We start from the raw sequence: 11,572 nt of genomic DNA, 5'->3' as shown, positions 1-11,572 counted from the left end.
GTATCAGCACGACTGGACCTGGGGCGGCCTATCCGCAGCCGCCCGCATGCCCAGTATCTCCACCGGCCGTGGAGAACAGCGGCAGCTCTGCATGATCCTGCCAGGATTCCCCGGCGTTCCGGATGGGCTCGCCACGGAAGGCCGCGACATACGCCGTGAGCCGGTCCGCGCCCCAGAACTTGTCCCGGCCGTGCACGAAGAACGGCACCCCGAACAGGCCGTCCTTGTAGGACGAGACCAAGCAGTCGAAGCCCTTCTTGCGCAATGCCGGATCGTCGCCGGCGTTGGCGAACCGCTCGGCGTCCAGGCCGAGTTCGGCGGCGATCTCACCGATCGTCTCCCGGGCGGTGATGTCCCGCCCCTGCTGCCAGCGGGCCCGGTAGGCCGCCGCGACGAAGTCACGGCCGCGGCCTTCCTCAGCTGCCGCGAGATAGGCCAGGTGGGAGATCTCCCAGTTGGGATCCTTGTCGATCGGCACGGTCATCTTCAGGCCACGGGCCTTGGACAGCCGGGACAGGTCCTGGAGGATGTAGAAGTTCTTGGCGCGGGACATGGCGACGATGGGGAGTTCCACCTCGGCCTCGTCCAGCATCCGCTGGGTGATCTCGTCGGGCTCCCAGAACGGGATCCACTCCATCCCGTCGGCGACATCGGGATATCGCTCCATCAGGTCCAGCCAGGCGAACCACGAATAGGGGCTGCGCAGCGAGAAGTACCATCGCGGTGGCTTCTTCGTCTTGACCATGGTGACTGTTCCGCCTTCAGAGTCTCTTCGGGGTCCGCAACGGTCGGTGCGGTGCCGTGTCAGATGGTGATTCCGCCGTCGATCTGGAAGACGGCGCCGGTGATGTACGAGGCTCGGTCGGAGCCGAGGTAGGACACCAGGTCCGCGACCTCGTCGGCGCGGCCGAGGCGGTTGAGCGGAATCTGCTGGAGCGCCTTCTTGGTGGTGCGCTCGCCGAGATCCGCCGTCATGTCGGTCTCGATGAATCCCGGGGCCACCACATTGGCGCGGATTCCGTAGCGTCCGACTTCTTTCGCGAGCGAACGGGAGAAGCCGATGATGCCGGCCTTGGAGGCCGCGTAGTTGGTCTGGGTGGCGTTGCCGTACACCCCGGCCACGGACGAGATGTTGATGATGGAGCCCGACTTGCGCTTCATCATCTCGAAGATGACGGAGCGACAGACGTTGTAGACGCCGTCCAGGTTCACCTGGATGACCCTGTGCCAGTCCTCGTCCGGCATCATCAGGAGTGGGTTGTCCTTCGTGATGCCGGCCGACGTCACCGCCAGGTCCACGGGGCCAAGTGTCTGCTCGGTCTGCGCCACGAACGACCGCACCGAGTCGGCATGGGAGACATCGGCCTGGAACGCCCGTGCCGTGCCGCCGAGTTCGGCTGCTTCCTTCTCCAGATTTCTTGCCGCCTGCTCATTGGACTGGTAGCAGAAGCCGACGTCGAAACCGTCGCGCGCCAGACGCAGCACGACTTCCCGTCCGATTCCGCGTGACCCGCCGCTGACCAGGGCGACCTTCGATTCGATGTTCTCCGCCATGTCCTTCTCTCCTGGCTCTCCTGGCTCTCCTGGCTCTCCTGGTATTGCTTCGCTACGGAACGGCGCCCGCGGATCCCGTCGGCACTCGCACCCGGTCCCCGGGCCGGAACGCCATGACCATGCGGGCGAACGTCATGGCGACTTCACCGCCGATCACCGTTTCGCCCTCGAAGATCACCGTGTCGGTGAGGGCGCGAAGGAGCCGCACCCGGTGTTCGAGCACATCGCCCGGGTACGCCGGGCGCCGGAAGTCGACGCCGGACATGGCGCCGGCCAGCATGACCTGTCCCGCGCCGTCCTCGGTGCCGGAGCCGCCGTGGACCGCGAGGATCCCGGCGGCCTGGCCCCATGACTCCACCAGGAGGCTCTGGGGGTAGGCGAACCGCTCCAGGTCCGCGTCCTCGCCGATCCACTGATACCAGGGCTCGTTACAGGTGATCGCCTTGATCGCCACGAGCCGTTCGCCGGGCACCAGCTCCAGCACCCGGTCGACGAGCAGCATGGGGTACCGGTGCGGAAGCGTCCTCTTGATACCGGCCGCGTCGATCATTTCGTTCCCCCCGTGACGTAGCGCAGACGCACCTTCGCGGCCTCTCCGCGGTCCGTGGAAGCCGTCGCCGTGCACTTCCAACCGCCTTCGACAGCCGTCCACTTGGCGTCAACGGTGAGTACGTCGCCGGGGAAGACGGCGCCCACGAAGCGGGCGCTCTCCAGTGCGGCGAGCGACAGCGGGGAGCTGGCGCCGGGTGCGGTGGCCAGGGCGGCCCGGTGGACGCACTCGACCACGCACACACCGGGGAAGATGGGGAAGTCCGGGTAGTGGCCGGCGAAGACCGGTTCGCCTCGATCGATGCGGAACCGGGCCTGCGAGGACAGCGCATCCGCACCAGCCCCGGCCCTCGCCGTCCGGACCACCTCCGTCGCGGCGCGCACCGGGCCGTGGGAAGCGGTGCTCGTCACCGGGCCTTCAGCTTTTCGGCCAGCAGGTCGTACGCCTGCTGGAGCGATGCCACCTGGCGCAGTTCGGTCTCGGCGAACTTGACGCCGTACTGCTTCTCAAGCACCACGATGACCTCCAGGGCCATCAGCGAATCGACCTCCAGGTCCTCCATGAAGTTCGCGTCGTCCGCGACGTCCGCGACATCCACATCGAGGATGTCCGCCACCGTCCGACGGAGTTGTGCCTTGTCCAGCTCCACCGTCACGGTGGCCTCGGAGTGCGAAATGGCCATGGGAATTCCTTTCAACCGCCGTTGAACGTCTGTCGATTGGGACACGCCGCCCGACGGCGGACATGTCTCAGAAGATGCGCAGGAGGGCGCAGGCGAGCGCGCCGTCGCGGTCGACGGAGGTAACCAGCGCGATCCGGCCACCGGCTGCGGGATCGTCCTGCGCGGCCGAGAGCACCGAGATCACCTGGAACGCCGCGGTCGCCGCGGCCGTGTCCCCGATCAGTCCCGGCTGCGGCACCCATCGCACCGCGAGGTCGCCGAACAGCGCGTCGAGGGCGGACCGTTCCTGCTGTCCCAGCGCGCCCGCGGGCCCGGAGGGCGACACGGCCCACACCTCCGCGGGGCTCACACCGGCCCGCCGCAGCGCACGCCGCACCGTCGCGGCCAGCGTCTGGGTGGCGGCGCCGAGCGGTGCCACCCCGGACTCCACGGTGAGCACCTCGGCCAGTCGCTCGCCCTCGGCCACCGCGTCCGCCGGGCTCAGCCGCAGCACCGCACAGCCCTCACCCAGCACGACATCCGACTCATCGTCACCCCGGGTATGCCACTCCAGCCACGAACGAGCCGACGAGTACTCCTCCACCGCACCACACAACACCGTCCGAGCCCGCCCCGCCGCAAGCAACCGCCGCGCATAATTCAACGCCAGCAAACCCGACGAACGACCCCCCGCCACCGTCGCGTTGGGACCCTTCAACCCGTACCAGATCGCACACTGACCGGCCGGGCAGTTCATGATCGCGTTGGGGATGTGGGAGGGGTCGATGTAGAACGGCTTCTCGTGCACCAGGGTGTCGCGGGTGATGTCCATCATGCTCTGGGCACTGCCGGTGGTCGTGCCGAGCACGAGGCCGACATCCGCTCCGTTCTCCGCCGCGTGGCCGGTCTCCGCGAGGAGTTCGCGCACGGTGGTGACGGCGAGGCCGGTCACCCGGTCCATGGACCGGGTGCCCTTGCGCCCGAGTACGTCCTTGCTGACGAAGCCGGGTACCAGACACGCCTTCTGGTCGGGCCCGTCCCACTGCTCCGGCTCCAGCGCCAGGGCTGTCGTACGGCCCGAACGCGCGCCCTCGGCGAAGGCCTCACGGCCGATGCCGTACGGCGACACCGCCGACCACCCCGATATGACGGGCCCACGCACCGCCGAGGTCATCTCGCTCACGCCTGCTCGTTGTTGAACGCGCTCAGTACGCGCTCGTCGAAGGTGACCAGACGGCCTTCCTTGCCGTTCTCGACCACGCCGTAGGCGTGTGTGATGGTGCCGGTCGAGGTCTGCACCAGGCGCCCGTCGCGGACCACGTAGGTGTCCAGACGAGAGGTGTAGAGCAGGTTCTTGAAGATGTTGTCGACCGTGTAGACGACGTAGAGGTCCTCTTCGAGGAGTGCCTCGTCGAGGAGCTGCACCCGGGAGTGGGTGACGGCCGGGATCCAGTTCTGCTCGGTGAGCAGCTTGCGGATGGACAGGCCGCGCGCGTCCACGAAGCGGTGCTTGGCCTCTTCCATCAGCCGCAGGTAGCCCGACATCTGCAACCGCTCGAAGAAGTGCACGAAGGGGTAGGGGATGCGGAACTTCCAGCCGTAGGCGTTCTTGCCGGCGAGGAGTTGCTCCAGGACCGCATCGCTCTCGGCGGAGCCGCCGGAGATCAGCTGCTCGGTGACGGCGGGCACCTCGGCCCCCGGCTCGGAGCCGCCGATCCGGGCGGTCACGAACCGCTCAAGGCCCTCCGGCACCGGCAGCCTGCGCAGCATGCGCACGTCGTTCTCGTCGTACCGCAGCACGGCCTTGACCTTGGAGGCGACGGCCTTCTTCGGCGCGCCGTCGCGCTCGACGGTGATGGTGACCTTGAAGGAGAGTTCGCGGGCGTCGTCCTTGCTGTTGGGCGTCACCTCGATCGAGGCCTGGTCGTCCACGACCAGGGCGGTCTGCAGACGGGAGTCGATGTCGACGATGTCGAAACCGAGCCCGTTCTCCTCGTACAGTCGCCCAACCGGCAGCCCGTTGCGCCGGAAGTGTTCGATGACGGCCTTCTCGACCAGGTAGTTGACATGCTTGAAGCCGATGATGGTGCCGATGTTCGCACCCTCGTAGCCGGGGCTGAGGACCACCGTGGTCGACTCGTTCAGCAGTGCCTTCACCGCAGTTCCTGACATCAATCGCTCCTACGCTCGTTCACGCACCGCATCCGGCAGCCGGATCGGGATCTGGTTGAGGAATCCGCCGACCAGGGCGGAGAAAAGCTCCGGGCGTTCGGCCATCGGGTAGTGGCCGCACTCGGGGATGACGCGCAGTTCGGCCCGGGGCAGGTCCGCCGCGAGCCGCTCGCTCTCGGCGGAGGCGAAGTCCTGCCGACCGGTGACCACCACGACGGGTACGCCGATCAGTTCGGTACGCAGCCAGGGTGTGCGCAGGTAGACCTCGAAGAACCGCAGCCAGCCGTAGGGGCCGACCCGCTCGCACACCCGGCGCGCCATGTGGAGCCGGATCTCGGGGTCGATGGGACGTCCCGAGTGGGTCCGTATCCCCTCCTCCATGATGTGGAGGAAATCGCGCTGCATGCCGGAGATCGCATCCCACGCGAAGTCGTCCGCCTCACGGCGGTAGAACGGCGAGACCAGGACGATCCCGCCGATTCCGTACCGGCTCAGGGGGTCGCAGCCCGCCGCCGCCTGCCGGCTCAGGAAGTCGAGCAGCAGGTTGGCCGAGTAGGAGTGTGCGACCACCACCTCTGGGCCGCCGGGCACCTGGTCGAGTGCGGCAGCGATCCAGTCGGTGCGCTGCTGCTGTCTGCTCCAGGGCAGTACGTGGTCGGCGCGCCAGGGCAGTTCGGCGGTCCAGGTTTCGACCCCGGCGGGCAGCCGGTCGAGCAACTGGTCCCAGACCGTGTGGCTGCTGGCCAGACCGTGCAGCAGCAGACCGCGCCGGGCGGGGCCGGCCGCCCCGGCGAGCGCGGGGCGGTGGTGGACGAGCAGCGGGGCGAGCCCCGCCGTCGGCTGTCCGGGCGCGAGCGTGGTGCTCATCAGACGGGTTCCGGCCGCAGCAGTGCGAGGCCGGCGGTGGCGTCGTCGTGGTCGCGGCCGGCCAGGGCGAAGACCGGTCCGGCGCCACCGCCCGCGAACCAGCCGACGGCTCCGGCACATTGCAGCACACCGAGAACGGCCGACTCCTCGCCCCACACTCCGGCGAGTTCGTGGTGCGGGGTGCCTGGTCCGAGCACAGCCGAGTCGAGGCCTTCGTCGGCCCCGGGTCCGAACCAGGCGGCCGGCACGGTCCGTTCGGGACCGGACAGGCGCTCCAGGCAGTCCCGCACGCCCGCGGTCCGTACGCTCGCGCCCACCACCGCCCGCCCGGGGGCGCCGCGCTCGGCGGCCGCCGCCGGGTGTTCCAGGACGATGGCGGCCGCGCCGTCGATGACGTGATCGGCGCCGGTGAGCCTGCGGACGATCTCGTTGTCGGGCTCCACGCCCAAGACGAGGGCGCGGTCGGCCCGGTGGGCGGCGATCAACGAGTTCGCCCAGCGAACGGCGTCGAGACCGGATGTCGCACCGTTGCAGATCATGAGGTTGGGGCCGCGGAGTCCGTACTTGATCGCCAGTGTGGAGGCGATCACGTTGCTGGACGCGTTGGGCGTGTCCATCGGGCTGATGCCACTCGCCGCTCCGTCCGCCGCGATGGTCTCCACCACCGAGCAGACGGTGTCGACGTTCCCGTAGTTGGACGCCACGATCACAGCGATCGTCTCGCCGTCCACGCTCAGGCCGTCCGCACCGAACAGCCCCGCGTCCCGGAGCGCCTCGTCGGCGCAGCACAGCGCCAACTGGGTAGCTCTGTCTTTGTACTTGAGGCCCTTCTTGCCGATCCGCGCCGCCGGGTCGACCGCGTCGCCGGAGACCTCGATCCGGCCCAGCAGGTCTTCGGGGGAGCGGACGCCGGGCAGTGCCAGGCCGACTCCCGTCACCAGCGTGCTCACTTGGCCGCCTCCACTACCGCAACCGCGTTGATACCGCCGAAGCCGAAGGCATCGACCTGGGCGAGCCTCACGGGAGCGGGGACCGCTTCACCGCGCACCAGCCGGAAGCCGTCCGTCTCGGGCGCCGGATGGTCGAGGCCGGTGATGGGCGGGACGCGTTGTTCGCGCATCGCCTTCAGGGCCACGATCAGGCTGAGGACGCCGGAGGCGCCCGAGGTGTGCCCGGTCATCGACTTGACGCCGCTCATCAGCGGGCCCGAGATGTGCTGTCCGTACACGTCGGCGAGAGCGGTGGCCTCGGCGGCGTCGTTGAGCGGGGTGCCGGTGCCGTGCACCATCACCAGATCGACGTCCTCAGGCTTGACCCCGGCCCGGGTGTGCGCCTCCCGGATGGCGAGCGCGATGCCGCCCGGGTCGGGCGCGGTGGCGTGGAAGGCGTCGCAGTTGACGCCGACGCCGCGGACCCAGCCGTACATCGCGCCCTGCCCCGGCTCGGGTGTGCGACGCAGCACGACCGCCGAGGCCCCCTCCCCCATGACCGTGCCCTTGCGGTCGCGGTCGAACGGGCGCAGCCGGTCCGGTGGGTCGAGCTGGAGCCGGTCGGAGAGACCGAACATACTCTCGGTGATCACGTCCACGCCCGCCACGACCACGGTGTCGCACTCCTGGCACTCAAGCAGGTCGATGCCGAGAGCGAGTGCGTACAGCGAGGCCGAGCAGGCGTTGGAGATGGTGTGGGTGTCGTCGGCGCCGAAGCGCTCGCGCAGCGCCGTGCCGAAGTGCATGCGCGCGGCGTCGAAGTCGGCGCCGTCGCGCCACCACAGCTCAAGCGAGCGGAGTTCGCGAAGACCCGTGCCGATCAGCACCGGGATGCCCCGCAGGTCCTCCGGCAGCCCGGCGTCCCGCAGCGCCTGCCCGATCGCCTCGGCGAGCAGCGCGGAGGCCCGGCCGACGGTGTCGGCGCCGCGGGAGGCGCGGTTGTCGACCTCGTACAGGTGGTCCGCGTTGTACCAGTCGCGGTTGAATCCGCGCAGCGTGCCGATGCCGCTCCGGCCGTCGCACAGATTGCGGAAGATCTCGTCCGGGTCGTCGCCCACGCTGGCGACCGCGCCCACTCCGGTGACCGGCCAGCGGCTCACTGGTCCTCCTCGTACTTGCCGAGGATCACGATCGCGTTGTTGCCGCCGAAGGCCAGGCCGTTGTTCTGCACGATCCGCAGGTCAGCCTCGACCGCCTCGTTGGGCACGCAGTCGACCTCGCACTCGGGGTCGGTGGTGACGTGGTTGATCGTCGGCGGAATGAACCGGTGGACGATCGCGAGCGAGCACGCGATGGCCGCGAGCGCGCTGGCCGCCCCCATGGTGTGGCCGAGCATCGACTTGATCGAGATGGTGCGCGGGGTGTCCTCGCCGTACACCTGGCGGATGGCGCGGGCCTCGGTGACATCGTTGGCCTTGGTGCCGGTGCCGTGGGCCGAGATCAGGTCGACGTCCTCCGGCTTGACCCCGGCGTTCTCCAGGGCGAGTTCCATGCAGCGCCCGACGCTGGTCTCATTGGGCGCGACCTGGTGGTAGGCGTCGCAGTTGAGGCCGTATCCGAGCACCTCGGCGTAGATCCGGGCCCCGCGGGCGAGCGCTGAATCCAGGCTCTCCAGCACGAGAACGCCGGCGCCCTCGCCCGTGAGGATGCCCTTGCGGTCGACGTCGAAGGGCTGGCACAGCTCCGGTGCGATGGTGCCCAGGCGGTAGAAGCCGGCGAAGGTCTTGCGGCACATGGCGTCCGCGCCGCCGCAGAGCGCGAAGTCGACCTCGCCGGTGCGGACCGCGTCGAAGCCGTAGCCGATCGCGTAGTTGCCCGCCGCGCAGGCGGTCGGGATCGTTACGGCCTCGACGTCGGTGAGCTGGAGCTCATGGGCGACGGCCGCGGAGAGCCGCCCGGCCCGCACCCGGCGGGCGATGGTGGAGTCCATCTGCTCGGGACCGTGCTCGATCTGGCTCTCCACCAGATGGTCCAGGTCGAAGGACTCCCCGTCGGTCGTTCCGATGGAGATGAGGCCCCGCTGCTGTCTGAGGACCTCCACATCGAGGTCCGCGTCCTCGATGGCCATGCGTGCCGCCGCGACCGAGAACTGACTGGCTCGTCCGAGCTCCTCGACATCGAGATTGCGGATCCACTTCTCCGGCTCGAAGCCGACGATCTCGCACCCGTTGGCGTGGGCGAACCCCTTGGTGTCGAACGCCGTGATCGGCTTCGCGCCGCTGCGGCCGGAGCGGAGCCCCTCGGCGAACTCGGCGGCGCCCACTCCAATGCTGGAGAAGACCCCGAATCCGGTAAGAACCACTCTGTGGGCCGTGATGGCCGAACCCTCACGTGCGCGAGTCGTCATCGAATCCTCCAACCAGTCTCGGCTTGAACAGCGAAAGGTGATTACCAGCCGGCAGTCTCGGAAACGACCGCGTACACGCCCTCCAGGTTCACCATGCGCGCAAGCTCGGACTGGTCGATGACAACCTTGAATTCCTTCTCCAGCGAGGCGAGGATCTCGATGGCGCGGAGCGAGTCGGCGTCGTGGTCCTCACGGAAGAGGCTGGTGTCGGTGACCTCGTCCTCCTCGAGTTCCAGAATCTCGCAGACGATTTCCTTGATGGTCGCTGCACGCTCGGCGGTCGGAGTAGCCATGGTGACGTTACCTCTCACAATTCTTGTGGTGCTCGGGATTCATCGCAATGACGCGGGCCGAAGGCGGGCCGGCAACGCCGGGAGCGAGAGATGAGAATTCTGCGGCTTTCCCATATTTTTCGAGCCGCTTTCCTGGAACAGTAGATCCAACCCCAGCCGCACGCAAGGCGCTTGAAGTCGTCCAAAGGGAACCAACTTTGCCGCATCACCGCAGGTGAGAGGTCCACTGAGGGCATTACGAGATTGATTTTGCCAGTCAGGAAGCTGCCAACCCTGACCCTTTGCAGACACGTTCCACATTCAAGGAGAGCGTCAGGCGATGCGTACGGAGATGTCCTTGAGCAGGGCATCCCGCTGGGTCGCGAGATAGAAATGTCCACCCGGCAGCATCAGCAGGCCGAAATCACCTGTGCTCACCTCGGCCCAGCGGCGCATGTCCGATTCTGAGACTCCGGCATCGCGATCTCCCACATAACCGAAGACCGGACAGTCCACCGGAACCGGAGCAGCCGCCCGATACGTTCCGGAGATGCGAAAGTCCCCCCGGACGGACGGCAGTACGATCTCCCGGATGTCAGGATCGTCCAGTAAGTCCGTACCGTCGCCGCCCAGCCTCTTCACTTCGGCAACCACTTCATCGTCACTGCCGAGATGAATTTCTTTCGGGGTGACACAGTGCGGCGCTTCGCGGGCGGACACGAGAAGGCCGGCCACCCGGCCGGGATGCGAGCGTCCAAGACGCAGGGCCACTTCGTATCCGAGCGAGGCGCCCATGCTGTGCCCGAACAGCACGACCGGAACGTCGAGAAAGGGCGCCAACTCCTCGGCCACGGCGTCCGCCAGCGGGGCCATGTCCTGTGGACACGGTTCGGCGAGCCGGTCCTGACGCCCCGGGTATCGGGTGGCCAGCACCTCGACGTCCTCGCCCACCGCTCCTGCCCACGAGTGGAAGAAGGTCGCGGTCCCGCCCGCATGGGGCAGACAGACCAGCCGCTTCCGCGCCTTCCGGGGCGCGGGGTGCCGCATGAACCAGGGGGTTCGGGCGGCGGTGGTCACGGTCATCCGCTTCTCCTCAGAGTGTCGATCCCCGACAAGGACCCGGTCTCTCGGGCGGTGAGCCCGAGTCCCTGCCCGCCTCCTCCCGGGCGTGCCCTGCGCGACGCGGCGCGGCACCACCCGGGGAGGCGCCGGCGGTGCGAGTTCGGGGGACCACCGCCGGAGCATCCGCCTCCCACTGCCAAAAGGCCGTGGGGGGCGTCAACATCCTTTGTATCCAGGCGAATTGGAGGCCGCAATGATCTCTTCAGGAACGTGCCAGAGGGCCCGGACGCCCTACCGGGCCAGGGAGCTGAGGTGTGCGGCGGCATGGAGCACGGTCCTGCTGAAGCGCGGCCCCGGGGTACTGGAGAGCTGCACCAGCGGCCCGGACAGCGAGATGGCCGCGACCACTCCTTCGTCCGGGGTGCGGATGGGAGCCGACACCGAGACCGTTCCCGGGTCCCAGTCGTCCACGCACTGTGCCCATCCCTTGCGGCGCACACCGGCCAGCGTGGTGGCACTGAACCGGGCGCCGCGCAGCACCCTGTGCAGTTCCTCGGGCGACTCCCAGGCAAGCAGCACCTGGGGGACTGAGCCCGACTTCATCGGGAACATGGCACCGACCGGCACACTGCGGCGCGGGTCGGTGGTTGCTTCGGCGGAGGATACGCAGGTGTGGAGTTCGCCCTGACGGCGATAGAGCCGGACGTCCACGCCCGTGCGGTCGCGTATCTCGCCGAGTACGGGTTCCGCATTGCGCAGCAGCCGCTCCTGCCAGGCCCGGTTGGCGGGACCGCCGAGCCGTGGCCCTGTCACGAAACGGCCGTGCCCGTCGCGGCTGAGCATGCCCAGCCGTTCCAGGGCGAGCGCGAGGCGGTGTGCGGTGGGCCGCTTGATCCCGGTCTTGGCGACCAGCTTGCCCAGGGTGGCGGGCCCGCTCTCCACCACGTCGAGCAGCAGCGAGGCCTTGTCGAGAACGCCCACTCCGCTCAGTGCCCGCCGGGAGGTCGCGGCGGTGCTCGTCGCCCGCTCAGGAGTCGAGGTAGTCACGTGCGCCATCTCCAGCCACGGCTGTCGTCACGGCGGACGGTAACAGCCTGC

General features: G+C 68.6%; 14 protein-coding genes. All 14 read right to left on the bottom strand.

The window, feature by feature from the left end; all coding sequences use genetic code 11:
* Positions 1 to 28: 28 nt before the first annotated feature.
* The 14 genes from OG522_RS38755 to OG522_RS38690 all read right to left on the bottom strand — a co-directional run bounded on the left by OG522_RS38755 (position 29) and on the right by OG522_RS38690 (position 11,521).
* Complete coding sequence (locus OG522_RS38755; RefSeq protein ID WP_329468141.1) at positions 29 to 745, bottom strand: 2-hydroxychromene-2-carboxylate isomerase; 717 nt, start codon at positions 743 to 745, stop codon at positions 29 to 31.
* 59 nt (positions 746 to 804) lie between these two features.
* Positions 805 to 1,554, bottom strand: a complete 750-nt coding sequence (gene fabG, locus OG522_RS38750) for a 3-oxoacyl-[acyl-carrier-protein] reductase (RefSeq protein WP_329468140.1) — start codon at positions 1,552 to 1,554, stop codon at positions 805 to 807.
* Between the two features lie 52 nt (positions 1,555 to 1,606).
* Positions 1,607 to 2,104 carry a 3-hydroxyacyl-ACP dehydratase FabZ family protein gene (locus tag OG522_RS38745; protein WP_329468139.1) on the bottom strand — a complete coding sequence of 166 codons (498 nt, stop codon included), beginning with the start codon at positions 2,102 to 2,104 and terminating at the stop codon, positions 1,607 to 1,609.
* Positions 2,101 to 2,514: a 3-hydroxyacyl-ACP dehydratase FabZ family protein gene (locus OG522_RS38740; protein ID WP_329468138.1), complete on the bottom strand. Its 414-nt coding sequence runs from the start codon at positions 2,512 to 2,514 to the stop codon at positions 2,101 to 2,103. Before OG522_RS38740 ends, OG522_RS38745 begins: the two co-directional genes overlap by 4 nt.
* Positions 2,511 to 2,786 carry an acyl carrier protein gene (locus tag OG522_RS38735; protein WP_329468137.1) on the bottom strand — a complete coding sequence of 92 codons (276 nt, stop codon included), beginning with the start codon at positions 2,784 to 2,786 and terminating at the stop codon, positions 2,511 to 2,513. Before OG522_RS38735 ends, OG522_RS38740 begins: the two co-directional genes overlap by 4 nt.
* Positions 2,787 to 2,853: 67 nt before the next feature.
* Positions 2,854 to 3,939 (bottom strand): beta-ketoacyl synthase N-terminal-like domain-containing protein, encoded by a 1,086-nt coding sequence (locus OG522_RS38730; RefSeq protein WP_329468631.1) that lies wholly within the window; start codon positions 3,937 to 3,939, stop codon positions 2,854 to 2,856.
* 5 nt (positions 3,940 to 3,944) lie between these two features.
* On the bottom strand, positions 3,945 to 4,937 hold the full coding sequence (locus tag OG522_RS38725) for a hypothetical protein (protein ID WP_329468136.1): 993 nt from the start codon (positions 4,935 to 4,937) through the stop codon (positions 3,945 to 3,947).
* Positions 4,938 to 4,946: 9 nt separating this feature from the next.
* Positions 4,947 to 5,804: an alpha/beta fold hydrolase gene (locus OG522_RS38720; RefSeq protein ID WP_329468135.1), complete on the bottom strand. Its 858-nt coding sequence runs from the start codon at positions 5,802 to 5,804 to the stop codon at positions 4,947 to 4,949.
* A complete protein-coding gene (locus OG522_RS38715; RefSeq protein WP_329468134.1) occupies positions 5,804 to 6,754 on the bottom strand; it encodes a beta-ketoacyl synthase N-terminal-like domain-containing protein in 951 nt (316 codons plus the stop codon). Before OG522_RS38715 ends, OG522_RS38720 begins: the two co-directional genes overlap by 1 nt.
* A complete protein-coding gene (locus OG522_RS38710; protein ID WP_329468133.1) occupies positions 6,751 to 7,893 on the bottom strand; it encodes a beta-ketoacyl-[acyl-carrier-protein] synthase family protein in 1,143 nt (380 codons plus the stop codon). Before OG522_RS38710 ends, OG522_RS38715 begins: the two co-directional genes overlap by 4 nt.
* Positions 7,890 to 9,140, bottom strand: a complete 1,251-nt coding sequence (locus OG522_RS38705) for a beta-ketoacyl-[acyl-carrier-protein] synthase family protein (RefSeq protein ID WP_329468132.1) — start codon at positions 9,138 to 9,140, stop codon at positions 7,890 to 7,892. The genes OG522_RS38710 and OG522_RS38705 overlap by 4 nt, the downstream gene beginning before the upstream one ends.
* Before the next feature lie 41 nt (positions 9,141 to 9,181).
* Entirely contained in the window at positions 9,182 to 9,433 is a 252-nt protein-coding gene (locus OG522_RS38700) for an acyl carrier protein (RefSeq protein ID WP_329468131.1), read from the bottom strand.
* A 312-nt stretch (positions 9,434 to 9,745) separates the two neighbouring features.
* Entirely contained in the window at positions 9,746 to 10,495 is a 750-nt protein-coding gene (locus OG522_RS38695) for a thioesterase II family protein (RefSeq protein WP_329468130.1), read from the bottom strand.
* A gap of 270 nt (positions 10,496 to 10,765) precedes the next feature.
* Positions 10,766 to 11,521, bottom strand: coding sequence for an IclR family transcriptional regulator (locus OG522_RS38690; protein WP_329468129.1), 756 nt, complete (start codon positions 11,519 to 11,521; stop codon positions 10,766 to 10,768).
* Positions 11,522 to 11,572 lie beyond the last annotated feature (51 nt).

Source organism: Streptomyces sp. NBC_01431 (assembly GCF_036231355.1).
GTDB lineage: Bacteria > Actinomycetota > Actinomycetes > Streptomycetales > Streptomycetaceae > Streptomyces.
This window is presented reverse-complemented; position numbering and strand designations above follow the sequence as displayed.

Bases quoted from the DNA above. Each gene is read 5' to 3' on its own strand.
- OG522_RS38755 (WP_329468141.1), bottom strand. From the start codon at position 745: ATGGTCAAGACGAAGAAGCCACCGCGATGGTACTTCTCGCTGCGCAGC.
- fabG (WP_329468140.1), bottom strand. From the start codon at position 1,554: ATGGCGGAGAACATCGAATCGAAGGTCGCCCTGGTCAGCGGCGGGTCA.
- OG522_RS38745 (WP_329468139.1), bottom strand. From the start codon at position 2,104: ATGATCGACGCGGCCGGTATCAAGAGGACGCTTCCGCACCGGTACCCC.
- OG522_RS38735 (WP_329468137.1), bottom strand. From the start codon at position 2,786: ATGGCCATTTCGCACTCCGAGGCCACCGTGACGGTGGAGCTGGACAAG.
- OG522_RS38730 (WP_329468631.1), bottom strand. From the start codon at position 3,939: ATGACCTCGGCGGTGCGTGGGCCCGTCATATCGGGGTGGTCGGCGGTG.
- OG522_RS38725 (WP_329468136.1), bottom strand. From the start codon at position 4,937: ATGTCAGGAACTGCGGTGAAGGCACTGCTGAACGAGTCGACCACGGTG.
- OG522_RS38720 (WP_329468135.1), bottom strand. From the start codon at position 5,804: ATGAGCACCACGCTCGCGCCCGGACAGCCGACGGCGGGGCTCGCCCCG.
- OG522_RS38705 (WP_329468132.1), bottom strand. From the start codon at position 9,140: ATGACGACTCGCGCACGTGAGGGTTCGGCCATCACGGCCCACAGAGTG.
- OG522_RS38700 (WP_329468131.1), bottom strand. From the start codon at position 9,433: ATGGCTACTCCGACCGCCGAGCGTGCAGCGACCATCAAGGAAATCGTC.
- OG522_RS38695 (WP_329468130.1), bottom strand. From the start codon at position 10,495: ATGACCGTGACCACCGCCGCCCGAACCCCCTGGTTCATGCGGCACCCC.